16 protein-coding genes are annotated in these 19,269 nt (G+C 66.5%); 5 read left to right on the top strand and 11 right to left on the bottom strand.

The genetic code is table 11. From position 1 onward, the window contains the following. The first annotated feature begins 24 nt into the window (after nt 1-24). Nucleotides 25-915, top strand: coding sequence for a LysR family transcriptional regulator (locus ACZ5EF_RS02005; protein ID WP_346062724.1), 891 nt, complete (start codon nt 25-27; stop codon nt 913-915). Nucleotides 916-971: 56 nt separating this feature from the next. On the opposite strand, the gene ACZ5EF_RS02000 is transcribed toward ACZ5EF_RS02005, so the two are convergent. From ACZ5EF_RS02000 to guaB, 5 genes are all read right to left on the bottom strand, one after another. Beyond that, nucleotides 972-1,643, bottom strand: coding sequence for a DUF6282 family protein (locus ACZ5EF_RS02000; RefSeq protein WP_464122742.1), 672 nt, complete (start codon nt 1,641-1,643; stop codon nt 972-974). A gap of 67 nt (nt 1,644-1,710) precedes the next feature. Then, the gene (locus ACZ5EF_RS01995) at nt 1,711-2,463 is read right to left on the bottom strand and encodes an ion transporter (protein WP_346062725.1); all 753 of its coding nucleotides are present in this window, start codon (nt 2,461-2,463) and stop codon (nt 1,711-1,713) included. A gap of 275 nt (nt 2,464-2,738) precedes the next feature. After that, nucleotides 2,739-3,614 carry a putative RNA methyltransferase gene (locus ACZ5EF_RS01990; RefSeq protein ID WP_346062726.1) on the bottom strand — a complete coding sequence of 292 codons (876 nt, stop codon included), beginning with the start codon at nt 3,612-3,614 and terminating at the stop codon, nt 2,739-2,741. Nucleotides 3,615-3,715: 101 nt separating this feature from the next. Next, complete coding sequence (gene guaA / locus ACZ5EF_RS01985) at nt 3,716-5,293, bottom strand: glutamine-hydrolyzing GMP synthase (RefSeq protein ID WP_346062727.1); 1,578 nt, start codon at nt 5,291-5,293, stop codon at nt 3,716-3,718. Nucleotides 5,294-5,394: 101 nt separating this feature from the next. Next, complete coding sequence (gene guaB, locus ACZ5EF_RS01980) at nt 5,395-6,864, bottom strand: IMP dehydrogenase (protein ID WP_346062728.1); 1,470 nt, start codon at nt 6,862-6,864, stop codon at nt 5,395-5,397. Between the two features lie 211 nt (nt 6,865-7,075). Between guaB and ACZ5EF_RS01975 the strand changes: the two genes are divergently transcribed. The 3 genes from ACZ5EF_RS01975 to ACZ5EF_RS01965 all read left to right on the top strand — a co-directional run bounded on the left by ACZ5EF_RS01975 (nt 7,076) and on the right by ACZ5EF_RS01965 (nt 9,896). Next, a complete protein-coding gene (locus ACZ5EF_RS01975) occupies nt 7,076-7,627 on the top strand; it encodes a PRC-barrel domain-containing protein (RefSeq protein ID WP_346062729.1) in 552 nt (183 codons plus the stop codon). A gap of 128 nt (nt 7,628-7,755) precedes the next feature. After that, nucleotides 7,756-9,114, top strand: coding sequence for an exodeoxyribonuclease VII large subunit (xseA, locus tag ACZ5EF_RS01970; RefSeq protein ID WP_346062730.1), 1,359 nt, complete (start codon nt 7,756-7,758; stop codon nt 9,112-9,114). A gap of 128 nt (nt 9,115-9,242) precedes the next feature. Beyond that, nucleotides 9,243-9,896, top strand: a complete 654-nt coding sequence (locus ACZ5EF_RS01965) for a peroxiredoxin (protein WP_346062731.1) — start codon at nt 9,243-9,245, stop codon at nt 9,894-9,896. A 31-nt stretch (nt 9,897-9,927) separates the two neighbouring features. Here the strand turns inward: ACZ5EF_RS01965 and glrR are convergent, their stop codons facing one another. From glrR to ACZ5EF_RS01935, 6 genes are all read right to left on the bottom strand, one after another. Beyond that, the gene (gene glrR, locus ACZ5EF_RS01960) at nt 9,928-11,280 is read right to left on the bottom strand and encodes a two-component system response regulator GlrR (RefSeq protein WP_346062732.1); all 1,353 of its coding nucleotides are present in this window, start codon (nt 11,278-11,280) and stop codon (nt 9,928-9,930) included. 19 nt (nt 11,281-11,299) lie between these two features. Then, nucleotides 11,300-11,839, bottom strand: coding sequence for a hypothetical protein (locus ACZ5EF_RS01955; protein ID WP_346062733.1), 540 nt, complete (start codon nt 11,837-11,839; stop codon nt 11,300-11,302). 3 nt (nt 11,840-11,842) lie between these two features. Continuing rightward, the gene (locus tag ACZ5EF_RS01950; RefSeq protein WP_346062734.1) at nt 11,843-13,351 is read right to left on the bottom strand and encodes a sensor histidine kinase; all 1,509 of its coding nucleotides are present in this window, start codon (nt 13,349-13,351) and stop codon (nt 11,843-11,845) included. A 1,266-nt stretch (nt 13,352-14,617) separates the two neighbouring features. Beyond that, nucleotides 14,618-15,928, bottom strand: a complete 1,311-nt coding sequence (gene argA, locus ACZ5EF_RS01945; RefSeq protein ID WP_346062735.1) for an amino-acid N-acetyltransferase — start codon at nt 15,926-15,928, stop codon at nt 14,618-14,620. A gap of 338 nt (nt 15,929-16,266) precedes the next feature. After that, nucleotides 16,267-17,532 (bottom strand): inorganic phosphate transporter, encoded by a 1,266-nt coding sequence (locus ACZ5EF_RS01940; protein ID WP_346062736.1) that lies wholly within the window; start codon nt 17,530-17,532, stop codon nt 16,267-16,269. Between the two features lie 96 nt (nt 17,533-17,628). Then, on the bottom strand, nt 17,629-18,309 hold the full coding sequence (locus ACZ5EF_RS01935) for a TIGR00153 family protein (RefSeq protein WP_346062737.1): 681 nt from the start codon (nt 18,307-18,309) through the stop codon (nt 17,629-17,631). Nucleotides 18,310-18,405: 96 nt separating this feature from the next. Between ACZ5EF_RS01935 and ACZ5EF_RS01930 the strand changes: the two genes are divergently transcribed. Then, the gene (locus ACZ5EF_RS01930; protein ID WP_346062738.1) at nt 18,406-19,257 is read left to right on the top strand and encodes a CYTH domain-containing protein; all 852 of its coding nucleotides are present in this window, start codon (nt 18,406-18,408) and stop codon (nt 19,255-19,257) included. The last annotated feature ends 12 nt before the right edge of the window (nt 19,258-19,269 follow it).

Below are 19,269 nucleotides of genomic sequence, written 5' to 3'. Positions count from 1 at the left end.
GAATAAAATTCCTCAATTGGTGATATGGTGAGTGTACTAAAAGGCATAACATTCTTCGTACAGGCGGCTGAAACACGCAGCTTCTCCGAAGCTGGGCGAAACCTTGGTGTGTCTTCGTCGGCTGTCGGAAAAAGCGTGGCACGGTTGGAAGCCAGCTTGGGCGCTCGTTTGCTCCATCGAAGCACGCGCAGCATCACATTAACAGCGGAGGGGGAGCTATTTCTTGAGCGCTGCCGACGTATATTAAGTGAGGTTGAAGCAGCAGAACTGGAGTTGTCAGAGATCCATAATGAACCCAAGGGAAAACTGCGTGTGAGCCTGCCGCTGGTCGGTAGGTTAGTTATTCCAGTGCTGACTTCATTTATGCATCGTTACCCGGACATTGAACTGGACGTGGATTTCTCGGATCGGCTAGTGGATGTGATCGAGGAAGGGTTCGATGCCGTCATCCGCACCGGCGAGCCGACAGATTCGCGCCTAATGTCTCGCCCTCTGGGGAGGTACAGTCTAGTACTTGTTGCCTCGCGTGATTATCTATCCCGGCAAGGCCAGCCTCAGACACCAACCGATTTGGTCGATCATGCTTGCCTGCTGCACAAGTTTCCCAGTACAGGTAAATACGAAGCCTGGCCGCTTAAGCGAGCTGATACAGAGGCAGAAACTACGCCACATGCGGCCATGGTGTGCAATACCTCTGAAGCGTTGATTGATGTGGCCCGCGCTGGGCTGGGGATAGCTTGTCTACCTGACTACATGGTACGCGAAATCATTAACCGAGGGGAGCTGATCACTGTGCTGGACGACCATATCGAGCACCAGGGAACGTTTCGCATAATGTGGCCATCCAGCAAGTACATGGCACCCAAACTTCGAGTATTTATTGACTTCATGGTTGAAGAACTGTTCAAACACTAATAGTTTGCGGATTATCTTGTGGCGAAAATGGTAGAGAGAATGCGGTATTGAAGGGACTACACTTCCAACATTTCCAGAACGTTCTCGCGCCTGATGGCCTCTAGGCGGTCACTATTCAGGCCCATTCGTTGAAACCAGCACGCGCTTTCCTTGAGCCACTGCTCAATATCCAGTTGCGTTGTTTGCCCCAAGTCAGAGCTATAAAGTATCTGCGGAACGCTCTTAAGAACCATTGAGAAGTCTTCCCATGCCTGATAGCCAAGCAAGTCAGTCAAGGCTGTCTGCTCGATGTAGACCATTGGTGCTTGTGATAGCCTAAGCAGAGCGTCGGCATTGTAACCAGTCAATGGGTTCGCGGGTTGATTAAGCATCAACTTAGGAACCCCATAGAGTACTGCTGCATCAATCAACATCTGGACTTCCTCGGCATCGGCGTGGCCAGTCGACACCACAATAGGGTAGTCACGAGACATGCGTAGAATATCAAGGGTTTTCTCGATCAGTTTCCCGTCCCTGCTGACGGTTAGTGGTTTAATTGGATGGCTGTTGAGTATTGAATGAGCTGTCTGTCTCTTCAATCGGGATTGATGATTTCGTCCGTTAACAGTAGGTAGATGCACAATTAACCGAGCTTCACATTCACCATATTGACTTAAAGAACGTTGTACAAGTCGATGGTCGATGCCACCAGCAATCTCGTCAAGGACGAGTGAACCCGAAACCGGCACCCCCTCTTGCCGGGCTTCCCATGCTTGTGCAGCAATGCAACCTCGGGGCGCTCCATCCTCACTCTCCTTATTGTTCTTGCTTGTTCTGGAAGGCGTCGCTTAAGGCGGCGGCCAGGATGCCGGTGGGCATGGCGATAATGCCGATGCCCGCGACGGCGGTTAACCCGGCGAAGAACTTGCCCAGGGCGGTGATGGGCGTCACATCACCATAGCCCACGGTGGTAAGCGTCGCGATGCTCCACCACAGCGTCCGGGGCACGCTGCCGAAGGCCTCCGGCTGGTCGGCGGCCTCCACGGCATAGAGGCAGGCGGAAGAGAACAGCAGCAGCAGGCCGGCCACGCCCACGCTGAGCAGCAGCTCATGGATGCGGGCACTCAGGGCCTCGGCCAGGGCCGACCAGGCGCGGCTGAAGCGCCCCAGCCGCGACAGGCGCAGCAGCCGAAGCACCCGGAAGATACGCAGCAGGAAGGCGTTGTTCTGGGCGAGGAAACCGAGGAAGAAGGGCAGGATGGCGATCAGGTCGATCAGCGCCCAGACGGTGACGAGATAGCGCAGCCGCCCGCCGATACCGCGATAGCGGGGATCTTCGCCGGCGGCATAGACGCGGGCCAGGTACTCGACGGCGAAGAGCATGACGAAGATGACTTCCATGCCGCGGAAGATGCCGGGGGCCAGGCGGCGAATGGTGGGCTCGGTCTCCACCACCGCCACCAGGGAGGCCAGCAGGATCAAGGCACAGACGACCTTGTTCACCGGCGACAGTCCCACCTCCCGCCAGGCTTGGGGCGAGAGCTGGCGATGCAGCGCTCGCCTAAGCATGTCGTGACGCCCCCTTACCCCTCGGCTCCCGGGGCAGCCAGGCTACCGCCCTGCCCTGCATTCCTCGATGGCCCTGCATGCCACCTCCCTGCGACAGTCCCATAAGCGTTGTTGTCGGCCGATAGCTCAATGACCTTAGGCCATTAAAGCCCAGCCCGACGTGGGAACGCAAAGCGCCCGCCAAGTGGCGGGCGCTTTGCGTTCGGAGGGGCATGTCGCCAGGCCGCGATCACCGGTACCGAGGAGGCCGTCCCGAGCCCGTCGGTAATAGGCCCTTACCCCGCAGGATGGTAGACCCACTGCGTCAGCCGCACGTCCAGGGTCACGGTCAGCGACTCCAGCTCCGCTGCCCGCTCCCGGCCCTCGACCTTGACGCGATGGAGGTGCGGCGTCATGGCCAGCAGGTCGGCGATGGGCTCGGCGCCATCGAGGTCGATGGTGTCGCGCAGCGCCTCCCGGGAGAGGGGCGCGAAGCCTGGCGGCGGCGTCTCGTCATCGGCCCGCGGCGGCTTGAGGCTGGGGTAGATGATCTCGCGCAGCTCGCGAAGGTGATCGGGGCCGGCATCGACCCGCAGCAGCACGCCGCCCGGTTTCAGCACGCGGGCGAACTCGGGGTAGACGGGGAAGCCGAACAGACAGAGCACGACGTCCAGGCTGCTCTCCTGCACCGGCAGGTGGGCATTGGTGCCCACCACCCAGGTGGCGGCCTTCTGTTGCTTGGCGGCGGCAAGCACCGCCCACTTGGAGATATCCACCCCCAGCAGGGCCAGCGTCCGCTCGTCGTCGGCCGCCCCTTCCTGGACCTGATCATGAGCCCTGGCCAGCTCGCGCAGGTAGTAGCCCTCGCCACAGCCGGCATCGAGGCAGCGAAGCGTTCCGCCGGCGGGTACCTGCGCCAGCACGGCCCGGGCGACGGCCTCGGCGATCGGCCGGTAATAGCCGGCCTCGAGGAAGCGGCGACGCGCCGCGACCATTTCCTTGCTGTCGCCGGGATCCCGGGAGCGCTTGTGCTGCACCGGCAGCAGGTTGACGTAGCCCTGGCGGGCGATATCGAAGCCATGACCGGCAGCGCAGCGCCAGGCGCCGTCGCCTCGTCGCAACGGCTCGCCGTCCAGCGGACAGGCCAGTGCCCTAAATATGGTCGAACTCATCTTTCCCCCTGTCATCAGCGAAGGCTCGCCGAGGCCGGACAAAAAGGAACCCGCCGAGTGGCGGGTTCCTATCGACCGGCAGCGTCATGCGACGGCGAGTGTTATTCCCACTCGATGGTCGCGGGGGGCTTGCTGCTGACGTCGTAGGTGACGCGGGAGACGCCGGCGAGCTCGTTGATGATGCGGTTGGAGACCTTCTCCAGCAGCTCGTAGGGCAGGTGGGCCCAGCGGGCGGTCATGAAATCGATGGTCTCCACGGCGCGCAGGGCGATGACCCACTCGTAGCGGCGGCCGTCGCCGACCACGCCCACGGACTTCACCGGCAGGAAGACGGCGAAGGCCTGGCTGGTCTTGTGGTACCAGCCCGAGTTGTGCAGCTCCTCGATGAAGATGGCGTCGGCCTCGCGCAGGATGTCGGCGTACTCCTTCTTCACCTCGCCGAGGATGCGCACGCCCAGGCCCGGCCCCGGGAAGGGGTGGCGGTAGACCATGTCGTAGGGCAGGCCGAGCTCCAGGCCGAGCTTGCGCACCTCGTCCTTGAACAGCTCGCGCAGCGGCTCGACCAGCTTGAGCTTCATGTCTTCCGGCAGGCCACCCACGTTGTGGTGGGACTTGATGACATGGGCCTTGCCGGTCTTGGCGGCGGCGGACTCGATGACGTCGGGGTAGATGGTGCCCTGGGCCAGGAAGTCGACGCCTTCGATCTTGGCGGATTCCGCGTCGAAGATATCGATAAAGGTGTTGCCGATGATCTTGCGCTTGGCCTCGGGGTCATTGACGCCGGCCAGCTTGGAGAGGAACTGCTCCTCGGCGTCGACGCGGATCACCTTGACGCCCATGTGCTGGGCGAAGGTCTCCATCACCTGGTCGCCTTCGTTCTTGCGCAGCAGGCCGTTGTCGACGAACACGCAGGTCAGCTGGTCGCCGATGGCCTTGTGCAGCAGGGCCGCCACCACTGAGGAGTCGACGCCGCCGGAGAGGCCCAGCAGCACGTGGCGGTCGCCCACCCGCTCGCGGACGCGCTGGATCTGGTCCTCGATGATCTGCGCCGGGGTCCACAGGCGCTCGGCGCCGCAGATCTCCAGCACGAAGTGCTCGAGGATGCGCTGGCCCTGCAGGGTGTGGGTCACCTCGGGGTGGAACTGCACCCCAAAGAAGCGCTTCTCCTCCCAGGCCATGGCGGCGATGGGGCAGCTCGGGGTGGAGGCGGTGACGGTGAAGGTGTCGGGCACCCGGGCCACCTTGTCGCCGTGGCTCATCCACACATCGAGCAGGCTCTTGCCGGTGTCGTGGTCGATATGGTCGGAGATATCGCGGAACAGCGCGGTGGTCTCGTCGATGCGCACCTGGGCGTAGCCGAACTCGCGCTGGTGGGAGCCTTCCACGGCGCCACCGAGCTGCTCGGCCATGGTCTGCATGCCGTAGCAGATGCCGAAGACCGGCAGGCCCATCTCGAAGACGCACTGGGGCGCGCGCGGGGAGTCGAGCTCGGTGACGGATTCGGGACCGCCGGCGAGGATGATGCCGTTGGGGTTGTACTCGCGGATCTCGTCTTCGGTGATGTCGAAGGCGCGGATCTCGGAGTAGACGCCGATCTCGCGAACCCGGCGGGCGATCAGCTGGGTGTACTGGGAGCCGAAGTCGAGGATCAGGATCTTGTGGGCGTGAATGTCGGTCATCTGGCCTTTCCTTTGAGAAGCAACGGTACCGTAAAAGCGAAAGCTGGAAGCGGCATCGTGCCCGCTTCCAGCTTCAAGCTTCCGGCTTCAAGCTTGCAGGCTTAGCCCGCCCGGTAGTTGGGGGCTTCCTTGGTGATCTGCACGTCGTGGACGTGGGATTCGGCGAAGCCGGCACCGGTGATCTGCACGAACTCGGGCTTGGTGCGCATCTCCTGGATGGAGGTGCAGCCGGTGTAGCCCATGGAGGCGCGCAGGCCACCCATCAGCTGGTGGACGATGGCGCTCATCACGCCCTTGTAGGGCACCCGGCCTTCGATGCCTTCCGGCACCAGCTTCTCGGCGCCGGCGTCCTTGTCCTGGAAATAGCGGTCGGCGCTGCCCTGGCTCTGGGCCATGGCGCCCATGGAGCCCATGCCGCGGTAGGCCTTGTAGGTGCGGCCCTGATAGAGCTCCACCTCGCCGGGGGCCTCCTCGGTGCCGGCCAGCAGGCCGCCGATCATCACGCAGCTGGCGCCGGCGGCGACGGCCTTGGCCAGGTCACCGGAGAAGCGCACGCCGCCGTCGGCGATCAGCGGGATGTCATAGGGCTCGAGGGCGGCGGAGACGTTGGCCACGGCGCTGATCTGCGGCACGCCCACGCCGGCGACGATGCGGGTGGTGCAGATGGAGCCCGGGCCGATGCCCACCTTGACGCCATCGGCGCCCGCTTCCGCCAGCGCCTTGGCGGCTTCCGCCGTGGCGATATTGCCGCCGATCACCTGCACCTGAGGGAAGTTGGCCTTGACCCAGGCGACGCGGTCGATGACGCCCTTGGAGTGGCCGTGGGCGGTGTCCACCACGATGACGTCGACGCCGGCGTCCACCAGGGCGGCGACCCGGTCCGGGGTCTCGGGGCCGGTGCCCACGGCGGCACCCACCAGCAGGCGGCCGTCGCTGTCCTTGGCGGCCATCGGGTAGGTCCGCGCCTTCTCGATATCACGCACGGTGACCAGGCCCTGCAGGTGGAACTGATCGTCGACGATCAGGATCTTCTCGATGCGGCTTTCCTGCAGCTTGGCCTTGATCTCCTCCAGGGGGGTCCCCACCGGCACGGTGACCAGCTTCTCCTTGGGCGTCATGATGCCCGCCACGGTGTCGCTGTAGTCCGGCTGGAAGCGCATGTCGCGGCCGGTGACGATGCCCACCAGGGTCTCGCCCTCCACCACCGGGAAGCCGGAGTAGCCGTACTCGTCGGCCATGGCCAGCAGGTCTTCCAGCTTGGCCTTGGGGCTGACGGTGACGGGATCCTTGACGATCACGCTCTCGTGCTTCTTGACCTTGCGCACCTCGGCGGCCTGGCCGGCGATGGTCAGGTTCTTGTGGATGATGCCGATGCCACCTTCCTGCGCCATGGCGATGGCCAGGCGAGCTTCGGTGACGGTATCCATGGCGGAGGAAACGAGGGGGATATTGAGTTCGATGTTGCGGGTCAGGCGGGACTTGAGGCTGACATCCTTGGGCAGGACCTCTGAGTAGCCGGGAACGAGTAATACGTCATCGAACGTAAGAGCTTCTTGCGCCATACGTAGCATATCGGCAACACCCAATGTTAAGCAGATGATGAGGGACGGGGCGTGGGGAAATTAATCCGCCATTATAACGCCATGAGCGGGCCCCGTCACGGGGCCGCCGCCGAGTAACAGAGCCAAACGGGGCAACACAGGGAGTCACTGTCGGATCGGCGCGCCTCGGCTAGAGTGAAGGGACGTCAGCCAAGTTCCACTCACGGAAAGGAGTGACTCGATGCGTAAACAGACCCTGTCCCTCGCCATTGCCGCCCTGGCCGGCGGCCTGGCCCTGGGCGCCCAGGCCCAGACGGATTACCAGCCCCAGGGGCTCTACTCCGCCGACGATATCCTCGACGCCGGCGTCTATCTGACCGGCGATCCCGACGAACGGGTCGGCGAGGTCGAGAACATCCTCTTCGACGAGGCGATGCAGATCACCGCCCTGGTGGTCGAGAGCGGCAGCGTACTCGGCCTAGGCGGTCGCGAGTTTATCGTCGAGTCCGGCCGTTTCACCCTGATCACCGACCTCGAGAACGACGGCGACGCCGAGCACCGGGTGATGCTCGAGGCCAGCGCCGAGGAGATCGAGGGCTACCCGACCTACAGCGATGCCTGGTGGGCGCAGGCCCGTGAGCACTCCCGGGAGGCCTGGATGCAGACCCAGGAAGGCGCCGAAAGCGCCTGGCAGGCAACCCAGGAGGGCGCCGAGCGGGCCTGGGATACCACCCGCGAAAACGCCCGGCGTGCCTGGGAGGCGGCCCGGGATGCGGTCACCCCCGACGAGTAAGCCTTCCGAACCAGCGCCTAGATCGACCGATGCACCGCCGGGCCCCAGGCCCGGCGGTGCTGCGTTCGGGAGGCGCTCCGCGGCCCATGGCATGCTAGGCTGGGCGCCTTAGCCCGAGGAGCCCCGCCATGTCCGACACCCCCGCCCCGCTTTCCGTCAGCCAGCTCAACCGCCAGGCCCGCCTGCTGCTGGAGCGCGACTTCGGCGACTGCTGGGTGGAGGGCGAGCTCTCCGGGGTGTCGCGGCCGGCCTCGGGGCATGTCTACTTCACCCTCAAGGATGCCGAGGCGCAGCTGCGCTGCGCGCTGTTTCGCACCCGGGCACGCTTCGTGGCGGCGCCGATGCGCGACGGCGACCGGGTCAAGGTGCGTGGCCGGCTGTCGATCTTCGAGCCCCGCGGTGACTACCAGTTGATCGTCGAGGCGGTGCAGGCCAGCGGCGAGGGCGAACTGCTGGCGGCCTACCAGCGCCTCAAGACCCAACTGGAGGCGGAAGGGGTCTTCGCCAATGCCCGCCCCCTGCCCTACCCGCCCCGCCACCTGCTGATCCTCAGCTCGCCCAGCGGCGCGGCGATCCGCGACGTCCTGGCGGTGCTGGCGGCGCGCTGGCCCCTGGCCCGCCCCACCCTGATCCCGGTGCCGGTGCAGGGCCGCGAGGCGGCGCCGAGCCTGATCCGCGCCCTGGCCCTGCTCAATCGCCAGGCCAACCTGGACCCGGCCCGGGATGCCATCCTGATCACCCGCGGCGGCGGCAGCCTGGAGGACCTCTGGGCCTTCAACGACGAGCACCTGGCGCGGGCCATCTTCCATTCCCGGCTGCCGGTGATGTCGGCGGTGGGCCACGAGGTGGACCTGACCCTGGCCGACTTCGCCGCCGATGTCCGCGCCCCCACGCCCTCCGCCGCCGCCGAGCAACTGGTGCCGGACCAGGCCGACCTGCGCCGCCGTCTGGGCCAGTGGGAGGCACGCCTGGTGCGCGCCCAGCGCGCCCGCCTCGACCGCGAGGGCCAGCGCCTCGATCACCTGCGCGCCCGGCTGCGCCACCCCGGCGAGCGGCTGGCGACCCAGCGCCAGGCCCTCGAGCAGCTGCGCGCACGGCTGCACCGCGCCATGCAGCTGCGCCTGGAGAACGAGCGCCGCCGCGAGGGGCAACTGGCCCGCCGCCTGGCCGCCCATCCGCCCCACCGCCAGTTGCGCCAGGCCCGGGAGCGCCTGGAGGCCGCCCGGCGACGCCTGGGCACGGCCATGCCCCGGGAGCTGGCCCGGCATCGCGAACGCTTCGGTGGGGTGGTGCGGGAGCTGCAGGCGGTGAGCCCGCTGGCGGTGCTGGGGCGTGGCTATGCGATCCTCGAGGACGAGGCGCAACGGGTGGTGCGCCGCGCCGGGGAGACCCGGCCGGGACAGCGGCTCGGCGCCCGCCTCGGCGAGGGGCGCCTCGACCTGGAAGTCACCGCCGTTCACCGTGACGAGGCGGCCGACACGCCTTGAGACAACGACGCTGCCGCCTGCCGCTCCGGGTGTGCTAGGGTCTAATTGGCAACCTGCCATTCGCTACCGGCGGCCCCTTCTCCCCTGGCCCGCCGGCTCGCATTCATTCCGCTAGAAGGAACCACACCATGTCACTGCGTATCAATGATGTCGTCCCCGATTTCGAGGCGCAGACCAGCCAGGGGCCGATCCGCTTCCATGACTGGATCGGCGACGGCTGGGCCATCCTCTTCTCCCACCCCAAGGACTTCACGCCGGTGTGCACCACCGAGTTCGGCGCCGTGGCCCAGCTCGACGGGGAGTGGAAGCAGCGCAACACCAAGGTGATCGGCGTCTCCGTGGACGGGGTCGAGGAACACCAGGGCTGGATCGGTGATATCGAGCAGTATGCCGAGTGCCCGGTGGGTTTCCCGATCATCGCCGACGACGACCTCAAGGTCGCCAAGCTGTTCGATATGCTGCCCGCCGAGGCCTACCTGCCCGACGGCCGCACCCCGGCCGACAGCGCCACCGTGCGTACCGTCTTTATCATCGGCCCGGACAAGCAGCTCAAGCTCTCCATGACCTACCCGATGACCGTGGGCCGCAACTTCGCCGAGGTGCTGCGCGCCCTGGATGCCCTCCAGGCCACCACCAGCAAGGGCGTGGCGACCCCGGTCAACTGGACCGTCGGCGAGGACGTGATCATCCCGCCCAGCGTCTCCGATGCCGAGGCCAAGGAAAAATTCGGCGAGTTCGAGACCATCTTCCCCTACCTGCGCAAGACCAAGATGCCCGAGTAGGTCCCGCCCCGACGCCCCACGAGGTGGGGCGTCAGCTCGACTCGGCGCCGGGCTTGAAACGGCTCGGCTCCAGGTCGTGGCGCCCCAGCAGCTTGTAGAAGTCGGTGCGATTGCGCCCGGCGATGCGTGCCGCCTGGGTGACGTTGCCCTCGGTGATCTTCAGCACCTTGATCAGGTAGCTGCGCTCGAAACCGGCGCGGGCGTCGTTGAAGGTGGGCAGGCCATTCTCCTCGGCGGCCAGGGCCTGGGAGACCAGCGCCTCGGGAATGATCGGCGCGCTGCTCAGGGCCACGCACTGCTCCACCACGTTGACCAGCTGACGTACGTTGCCCGGCCAGGCGCAGGAGGCCAGCAGGTTGAGGGCCTCCGGCGAGAAGCCCTTGACGAAGGCCTTGTGGCGGGACGCCACCTTGGCGACCAGGTGCTTGGCCAGCAGCGGCACGTCCTCGGCGCGTTCCTTGAGGGCCGGCAGCTTGAGGTTGACCACGTTGAGGCGGTAGTAGAGATCCTCGCGGAAGTCGCCGTCGGCCATGGCGCGGCTCAGGTCGCGGTGGGTGGCGGAGATGATCCGCACGTCGATGGGCATCGAGACGGTGGAGCCCAGCGGCCGCACCTGGCGCTCCTGCAGGGCGCGCAGCAGCTTGACCTGCAGCGGCAGCGGCATGTCGCCGATCTCGTCGAGGAAGAGGGTACCGCCGTCGGCGGCCTGGAAGAGGCCCTGGTGCTGGCTGACCGCGCCGGTGAAGGCGCCCTTGGCATGACCGAACAACTCGCTCTCCAGCAGCTGCTCCGGCAGGGCCCCACAGTTGATGGCCACGAACGGCTTGTCGGCCCGCGGGCTGGCCTTGTGGATGGCGCTGGCCAGCAGCTCCTTGCCGGAGCCGGAAGCGCCGGTGACCAGCACGCTGACGTCCGAGGCGGCGACCATCTGCGCCTGCTCGAGGATGCGTTCCATCTCCGGGCTGCGGGTGATGATCTCGGCCCTCCAGCCCTGCTCGCCCTCGCCGCCCCGGGGAGTCTGGGCCAGGGCCTCGTCGATGGCGGCGAACAGCTCGTCGCGATTGACCGGCTTGGTGAGGAAGCTGAACACCCCCTGGCGGGTGGCGCTCACCGCATCGGGAATCGAGCCGTGGGCGGTGAGGATGATCACCGGCAAGCCGGGCAGGCGCCGCTGCAGTTCCTGGAACAGCGCCAGGCCGTCCATCTCGTCCATGCGCAGGTCGGAGAGCACCAGGTCGGGGCGCGAGGCCTCGACCCGCTCCAGGGCCTCGCGACCGCTGGCCGCCGTGGTGACCCGAAATCCGTGGCTCTCCAGGCGCATGCCCAGGAGTTTCAGCAGGCTGGCGTCGTCGTCCACCAGCAGGATATGCGCGGCTTGCTTCACACTTCGACTCCGGTCGCCGTCACGGAGACGGCTGACGTAGGTTAATGCTCTGCTCGATGGCGGTCAGCGCCTCGAGCTTCTCTTCCAGTTCCAGGCGTTCGGCCTCCAGGGCCTCGCGCTGGCGCTCGCTGCGCGCCAGCCGGCCGGTCAAGGCGCGGCGCCCCTCCAGGTCGTTGCGCCAGTAGCGCAGCAGCGGCTGCAACGGCTCGGGGGCGGCGACGATGGTGGTGGTGTCTTCCAGCAGGCCCGCGGCGCGGTCCCACTGGCGCTCATTCCCCCAGGCCAGCAGGATGGCGCGGGCCAGCCGCGAGCGCTCGTCCTCACCCTCGAGGCGCGCCAGCAGGCCGTCCCGCCAGTCGCGATCACCGCGCTGGGAGGCCAGGCCGAAGGCCACCCAGGCGTCCAGCAGGCAGTCGCTCTCCACCAGCAGCGGAATCTCCCGTTCGCAGGATGGCCCCGCCGGCGGCGGGGAGACGAGGCCCTGGGGCGCTTCCGGCAGCCACTGGCATCCGGCCAATAGCGCGGCGCCCACCAGGGTGGCGACAACACGATAGTTCATGACTCAACGGCTCCTTGCGTGCTCCTGCGCCGCCGGGCCCGCCGGTGCAGGGGTCTTCTTCTGTTCCAGGCTGGGAGGCGGCCCCGGCTGCCAGGGCAGGGTCAGGCGAAAGCACACCGGCAGCAGGTCATCGCCGATCAGCTCCAGGCTGCCCTGCTGCATGCGCGCACAGTCCACGGCCACCGAGAGGCCGATGCCGGAGCCCTTGAGGGCCCCCTTGCGGCGGGCCCGGCCCTGGTAGAAGGGCTCGAAGAGTCGGGCCCGGTCCGTCTCGTCGATCGCCTCGCCGCTGTTGGCCACCTCGAGGACCAGGGTGGCCCCCTCGCGGCGCTGGCGAATCTCCAGGACGCCGCCATCTTCGCCGTAAGCGATGGCATTGGACAACAGATTGTCGAGAATTCGCCCGGTGGCGGTGCGGTCGGCGCACCACTCCAGAGACACCACCGGGGCGCTGACCCGCATGCCCTTGTGGGTCAGCGCCAGCCGGTGCTTGGCCAGCAGTTCCTCGATCAGCGCGGTCATATCGAAGCGCTGGGTGTCCACCTCGCGGTGGTGCTGGAGCAGGTTGTAGTCGAGGAGCTGTTCGATCAGCCGCTGCAGCTCCTCGCCGCTGGCATCGATCAGCTCGAGGATCTCCCGCTGACGCGGGTCGAGGCGACCGGCCACCCCGTCGCAGAGCAGCGCCGTGCCCTCCCGCACGCTGGCCAGGGGGGTCTTGAGCTCGTGGGACATATGGCGCAGGAACTGCTGCTTCTGGGCCTCCACCTCGCCGAGACGCGCCGACAACCAGTCGAGGCGTTCCCCCAGTTGCACCAGCTCCGCCGGCCCCTGGATGGAGTGGGCCACCGGCGCCGTGTGGCTGTCACCGCCGATCCCCAGGATGCGCCGCTCCAGCTGGCGAATCGGCCGCATGATCAGCCAGGTAAAGAGCAGCATCAGCGCCAGGCTGGCGGAGACCAGGGCCAGGGTCTGCAGCCAGAGTCGCGCCTGGACATTGTTGGCACGCTCGCGAATCGCGTCGATACGCTCATCGATCTTGCGATTGGTGGCCCGGCGCACCGCCTCGGCATGGTTGGCCAGGGCGGCGAAGGCATCCAGGCGCTCGCGCACCTCGGCGCCCCCCGCCCCCGGCAGGGAGGCCAACTCCTCGAGCAACGGGAAGAGCGCCTGAATGTCCGGGTCGTCCGGCAGCAGGCGCCGCTGGTCGCGCAGCAGCGACTCGAACTCGGCGTGACGCTCGACGAAGATGGCCATCAGGCCGGGATCCTCCACCACCGCATACTGACGGGCGCTGCGCTCCATCTCCAGCGACAGGGAGGTCAGGGCCCGGGCCCGGCGGGTCTCCTCCACCGCCTGGCGGGCGCCGACATCGGCCAGGCGGGTCAACTCGGCCAGCGCCTGGCCGGCCTGGAACATCAGCACGCCCAGCGGCAGCATCACCACCAGGAAGGCGAGCAGCACCAGCTGCAATAGGGAACGGGGGCGCCAACGGCGCGACACCTGCGTGGTCATAACCAGGGTTCTATGCCGGAGTAGGGAAGTTGCCATGCATCATACTCACCGAGAATACCAGAGATGCCGCGGAGGCCCGGGAAACGCCCACAAAAAAAGAGGGCCGGCAGAGCCGGCCCAAGGTACGCAGGGAACTGAAGTAACGGCGTATCGATCGAAACCGCCGTTGGGCCCGAGGCCCGAAGTCATCGGCCGCCCATCGAGGGTGACGCCTGACTTCCAGGATAAGCCGCCCATCGGGCGCCTTATCGAGATCTTCCCCTTGGCGGGGCAGTGCTCGCGGTCATTCGTCCCGCTTGCCCTACCTATTGCCAAAGCCGTGCCAACGAAATAAAAAATCAATAAATACAAACAACTAAGAGTCCATCCTGGCGAATCGCCGCGCCTGCCGGCGAAATCCCTCTGTTTTCAAGCCCCGTTTTGTCTCCTTATGGAGACGCCTTTTTCGGCAGTCAAGAAAATATCCTTTATAAACAACATGTTGTTTAGTATTCGTTTGGCGACACTGCGAACGACGCCGTGGTAAATCACCGACAGTCGTCCTTATCTCCCCCCCCCTGCCCGGCATAAAAAAATGGGCCGACAGGGTCGGCCCGAGGTACGCAGGGAACTTAAGGGGACGAGCATCGTTGCCTTGCCGCCTGGCCGGGGGCATCGCTACTCGCAGGGCCGAGGCCCGGAAGCCATGTCGCGCATCATCGCCTGCCAGGGGCTAGCTCGACGGGGGCAGTCGCCCGGCTTCATTCCTGGGACGGGCAGGCCTTCGCCTGCCCATCGAAATTCGATCCCCCGTAGGGGATGAGGCATCCTTGCCAGAGCATCCTTGCCCTCTAACGGCGCCATTCCATGCCTCGCGGCGGCACCGGTCTCATCGCAACCTGAGTGTCACATCGCATGGAGCAGACGCTGGCCCTGGGCGAGGCGAGCGGCACAGGGAGCGAAATGCTCGCCTTGCCTGGGACCGAAGGAGATGAGCCGTACAATCTCCTTCTCGCTGCTCACCCTAACCATAGCGATTCGCATGCCAGGTTTTAAAAAGCCTTTTAAATTCATGTCGTTAAAAATAAAAGACAGGAGGTAAGCGGCAGGTGTGGGGCCAGACGGCCCCTAGCAGGCGGGAATAACGTCGCGATTCTCCGACGTTTTTGCAAAGAATCCAAATTAATCTTTTAAAATCAATTATTTAGTAAAATCGCTTTGGCGACACTCCGAAGCGAGGCATCCGGGCGACACGCCCTGGTCCGGATGCCTCGATGACTCGGCCGCCTACAGAGACTTGATCAACACCTTGGAGCGGCGCGCCTGATTGTAGGCCTCGCGCTTCAGGGGCGGCAGGTCCCCCACCGAGGCGAGCTGGAAGCCATGCTCGAAGAACCAGTGGGTGGTGTGGGTGGTCAGGGCGAACAGTGCCGTCAGCCCCAGGCGGCGAGCACGGCGCTCGATCTCCGCCAGCAGCAACTCGCCGCGGGCGCCGCCGCGATAGTCGCCGTGCACCGCCACACAGGCCAGCTCGCCCATCTCGGCATCGGCGAAGCAGTGCAGGGCGGCACAGCCGATCACCATGCCGTCGCGATCGATCACCAGGTAGTCGTCGATCTCGTGCTCCAGGCGCTCCCGGGAGCGGGCCACCAGCATGCCGCGATGCTCCAGGGGCTCCAGCAGCTCCAGCAGCCCCCCCACATCGGCCAGCTCAGCGGCACGCAACTGCTCGTAACGGTGCTGGGTGATCATGGTGCCCACGCCATCGCGGGTGAAGAGCTCGCCCAGCAGGGCGTCGTGATCCAGCCAGGAGAGCAGGTGGGTGCGAGCCACGCCATGGCGGGCGGCCTCGCAGGCCGCGCCCAGGTGACGGGCCAGCTCGCTGCCGGGGGCGGCGCGCTCCATCAGCGGCGTCGCCTCGGCGGGGGTCAGCTGCCGCTGCAGCCGGCCGCTGGCATCATGCAGCCCTGCCGCCTCGCCCAGCAGGATCAGCTTGTCGGCGCCCAGCGCCACCGCGGTCTGCTGGGCCACCTCGGCGGCGTCCAGGTCGAACACCTCGCCGGTGCTGGAGAAGCCCAGGGGTGGCAGCACCACCAGGGAGCCCTGGTCGAGCAGGCCCTGGATGGCCGAGGCCCGCACCCGCCGCACCTCGCCGCTGCGATGGTAGTCGATGCCCTCGCGCACCCCCAGCGGCTTGGCCATCACCAGGTTGCCGGAGACGGCGGTCAGCTCGACGCCATGCAGGGGGGTGTTGGGCAGCCCCAGGGAGAGGCGCGCCTCCAGCCACAGCCGCTGCTCGGCGGCGATACGCTCGACCCGGGCCATGATGGCGTCGTCGGCGACCCAGCGCCCCTCATGGCGCCGCGGCGCGATGCCCTCCGCCTGCAGGACCGCCTGCACCTGGGGGCGGATGCCATAGATCACCACCAGGCGCACGCCCAGGGTGTGCAGCAGGGCCAGGTCCTGGATCAGTTGCTCGCCTCGGCCCTCGGCCATGGCCTCGCCCTCGATCAGGATGACGAAGGTTCGGCCACGGTGGGCATTGATATAGGGGGACGAGTTACGGAACCAGTCGACGAAGGGAAAGCGCGTATTCAAGGGCCGCACTCCGGCAGCAGGTGAACGAAGGAAGTGAGCTTCGACTATAGCAAGCCAATGAAAACGGCGGCACCCTTGGGTGCCGCCGCGATGCTTAACGGGACCTGGAAGAGATCGGGTCGCCGAAACGCCAGGCGGTCTAGCGAAGCGACGTCGCCAAGGGTGCTGATGAGCAGCGAGCGACTCGCGAGGGGACGACAGGGATGTCGTCCCCAGGGGCGGCGAGAGGGACCTCGGTCCGGCCCGACGCGCCAGTCGCGAGCGAATCATCAGGGTTTCGCCCTGACGAGGAGCGAGTCAGTCCGCCTGGCAGCAGCCTTCCCGCGATAACCTCACCACTAGCCAAACATCCCCTTGAGCGTAAAGAAGAAGAGGATCGCCAGGCCGGCACCGGCGGGCAGGGTGATCAGCCAGGACATGGCGATGGTGCCGATCACTCGCAGGTTCAGCGCCGACATGCCGCGGGCCAGGCCCACGCCCAGCACCGCGCCCACCAGGGTATGGGTGGTGGAGATCGGCAGGCCGGTACCCGAGGCCAGCACCACGGTGGTGGCGGCGGCCAGGGTGGCGGCGAAGCCGCGGCTGGGGGTCAGCTCGGTGATCCCGGTGCCCACGGTGGCGATCACCTTGCGGCCATAGGTCACCAGGCCCACCACGATGCCGCCGCCGCCCAGCACCAGCACCCACCAGGGCACCAGGGCGGCGCCTTCGACGGCACCACCGCTCTGCACCACGCTGATGATCGCCGCCAGCGGCCCCACCGCATTGGCCACGTCATTGGAGCCGTGGGCGAAGGCCATGGCGCAGGCGGTGAACAGCATCAGCACGCCGAAGACGCGTTCCACGCCGCCATAACCGAAGCTATCTCCGGCGCTCTTCTGGTAGTCGACGCGGCGCTCCAGCAGGACGCCGATGCCCGTGATGATCAGGCCGATCACCACCGACAGCAGGAAGCTCTGGGTATAGGAGAAATCGAGGCCGATATGCTTGAGGCCCTTGACCAGGGTCACCATGGCCACCACGAAGCCCACCAGGAAGATATAGACCGGCACATAGCGCTTGGCGGCGGCGAAGGGGTCGCGGGCCTCGAAGATCAGGTGCTGTACCGTCTTGAACAGGCCGAAGGCGATGGAGCCGGACAACAGCGGCGATACCACCCAACTGGCGGCGATCTTGCTGACCGCGCCCCAGTCCACGCTGGCCGCGCCCAGCCCCGCCACCGCGAAGCCGACGATGGCGCCGACGATGGAGTGGGTGGTGGAGACCGGCCAGCCCCGCATGGAGGCGATCAGCAGCCAGGTGGCCGCGGCCAGCAGCGCCGCCAGCATGCCGTAGACCAGCAATTCCGGCGTGTCGGTCAACAGCGCCGGGTCGATGATGCCCTTGCGGACGGTATCGGTGACCTCACCGCCGGCCAGCCAGGCGCCGAGGAACTCGAAGATCACGGCGATGATGATCGCCTGCTTGATGGTGATGGCCCGGGAACCCACCGAGGTGCCCATGGCGTTGGCCACGTCATTGGCCCCCACCCCCCAGGCCATGAAGAAGCCGAAGAGACAGGCCAGGATAATGAAGATTTCGCCGTGCTGCGCAATGATCGACATAGGGACTTGGATCCTATGTAGGTGTCAGGAGGAAGCGAGTGGCCCGCGGCGGGGTCACCCCGCGAACCGGAGCCGGGTGGCGCGCTGGCGCCGACCTCAGCGGGCGGTGAGGATCTGCAGGCGGCTACCGACCCGTTCGGCCCGATCGGAGAGTTCGCCGATCCAGTCGATGATCTGGTAGAGGAACATCACGTCCACCGGCGGCAGTTCGCCCTCCAGGCCGAAGAGCTGGCGGCGGATCGCCACCTGCTGGCTGTCGGCCTGATGCTCCAGGGTGTGCAGCTCGCGGATCAGGTTCTGCATCACGTCGGAGACGTTACGGCCGAAGCCGGATTCCAGCAGGTCCTTGAGTTCCTCCAGCGCCTTGCGGGCCTGGGTCACGGCGGCCACCGAGGTCTGCAGGTAGTCGCGCATGGGGCCGGCCAGGGCCTCGGGCATCTGCATCTGGCGGCCCAGCATGATGCCGGTGATATCTCGCGCCTTGTTGGCGATCTTGTCCTGTACGCTGATCAGGTCGAGCAGATCGGAACGGGAGACCGGCAGGAACATGGTATTGGGCAGGTTGAGGCGCAGCTCGGTCTTGAGCTCATCGGCCTCGTGCTCCAGGCGGGTGATCGCCTCGCGATGGCGGGCCGCCGTGGTCCAGTCGCCGGTAAGGGTCGCCTCGAAGAAGGGCAGCAGCTCGTTCGCGGCTTCGCTGGCCTTGACGATATGCGCCAGCAGCGGCTGGAATGGCGAACGGCCAAACATCGCGGAGAAGGGGTTGGGAGTCACCATAGGAAATGTCGCACTTGGGAAGTTGGCGGCGACAGTATAGTGACTGAGCCCGCTAGCGTCATAAAAAATTCACCCTTTCATCACACAGGAAGCCCCATGCCCCAAGAGATCGAGCTCAAGCTCGCCCTGGCCGAAGATGGTCCCGACCTCCTGCTGGCCCAGCCGTTGCTGCGCCAGGCCCCCGAGCGTCTGGCCCTGGCCAACACCTACTTCGATACCCCCCGGGGGGAGCTGGAAGCCGCACGCATGGCGCTACGCCTGAGGCGCACCGACGCCGGCTGGGTGCAGACCCTGAAGACCGCCGGCCAGAGCCACGGCGGCCTGTCGCGGCGCGGCGAGTGGGAGTGGCCGGTGGCCGGTGACAGCCTGGACCTGACCCGCCTGGCCACCCTGCCGCCCATGGCGGCGTTACCGGTGGACCTGCTGGAACGCCTGGCGCCGCGTTTCACCACCGACTTCCGGCGTCGGCGCTGGCTGCTCGACTGGCAGGGCAGCCGCATCGAGCTGGCCCTGGACGAGGGGGAGGTCCGCGCCGGGGAGCGGCGGGCCGCGATTCGCGAACTGGAACTGGAGCTCAAGGAGGGCGACCCCGCCGCCCTCTGGCAACTGGCCGAGCGGCTAGCCGAGTCGGTGCCGCTGCGCCCCGCCAATGCCAGCAAGGCGGCCCGGGGCGCGGCCCTGCTGGCCGGCCGGTGGGCCTTGCCGGAGGGCGGCGATGCCCTCGCCCTGGAGGCCCGCGCCCTCGCCGCCCTGGATGCCCTGGACGACAGCGGTGACGCGACCTTCCTCGCCGAGGCCCAGCGCGCCTATGCCCGACTGGCGGCCCTGGACACCACCGACGCTTCCACCCAGCGCCTGGCCCGACGGCTCGCCCAGGCGCTGGATAACGACTGGACGACGGACGCCGGGCGCGATGCCCTGGCCCTGGCCCGCCACCTGCATGGCTAAGGCCGATGCCCG

This window comes from Bisbaumannia salifodinae, assembly GCF_055388505.1.
Note: the sequence above shows the minus strand (reverse complement) of the source record. Positions and strands in the feature narration are given on the sequence as shown.

Excerpts from the sequence above, each read along its gene's own strand:
- ACZ5EF_RS02005 (WP_346062724.1), top strand. The coding sequence starts at position 25 with ATGGTGAGTGTACTAAAAGGCATAACATTCTTCGTACAGGCGGCTGAA.
- ACZ5EF_RS01995 (WP_346062725.1), bottom strand. The coding sequence starts at position 2,463 with ATGCTTAGGCGAGCGCTGCATCGCCAGCTCTCGCCCCAAGCCTGGCGG.
- ACZ5EF_RS01990 (WP_346062726.1), bottom strand. The coding sequence starts at position 3,614 with ATGAGTTCGACCATATTTAGGGCACTGGCCTGTCCGCTGGACGGCGAG.
- guaA (WP_346062727.1), bottom strand. The coding sequence starts at position 5,293 with ATGACCGACATTCACGCCCACAAGATCCTGATCCTCGACTTCGGCTCC.
- guaB (WP_346062728.1), bottom strand. The coding sequence starts at position 6,864 with ATGCTACGTATGGCGCAAGAAGCTCTTACGTTCGATGACGTATTACTC.
- ACZ5EF_RS01975 (WP_346062729.1), top strand. The coding sequence starts at position 7,076 with ATGCGTAAACAGACCCTGTCCCTCGCCATTGCCGCCCTGGCCGGCGGC.
- xseA (WP_346062730.1), top strand. The coding sequence starts at position 7,756 with ATGTCCGACACCCCCGCCCCGCTTTCCGTCAGCCAGCTCAACCGCCAG.
- ACZ5EF_RS01965 (WP_346062731.1), top strand. The coding sequence starts at position 9,243 with ATGTCACTGCGTATCAATGATGTCGTCCCCGATTTCGAGGCGCAGACC.
- ACZ5EF_RS01955 (WP_346062733.1), bottom strand. The coding sequence starts at position 11,839 with ATGAACTATCGTGTTGTCGCCACCCTGGTGGGCGCCGCGCTATTGGCC.
- ACZ5EF_RS01950 (WP_346062734.1), bottom strand. The coding sequence starts at position 13,351 with ATGACCACGCAGGTGTCGCGCCGTTGGCGCCCCCGTTCCCTATTGCAG.
- ACZ5EF_RS01940 (WP_346062736.1), bottom strand. The coding sequence starts at position 17,532 with ATGTCGATCATTGCGCAGCACGGCGAAATCTTCATTATCCTGGCCTGT.
- ACZ5EF_RS01935 (WP_346062737.1), bottom strand. The coding sequence starts at position 18,309 with ATGGTGACTCCCAACCCCTTCTCCGCGATGTTTGGCCGTTCGCCATTC.
- ACZ5EF_RS01930 (WP_346062738.1), top strand. The coding sequence starts at position 18,406 with ATGCCCCAAGAGATCGAGCTCAAGCTCGCCCTGGCCGAAGATGGTCCC.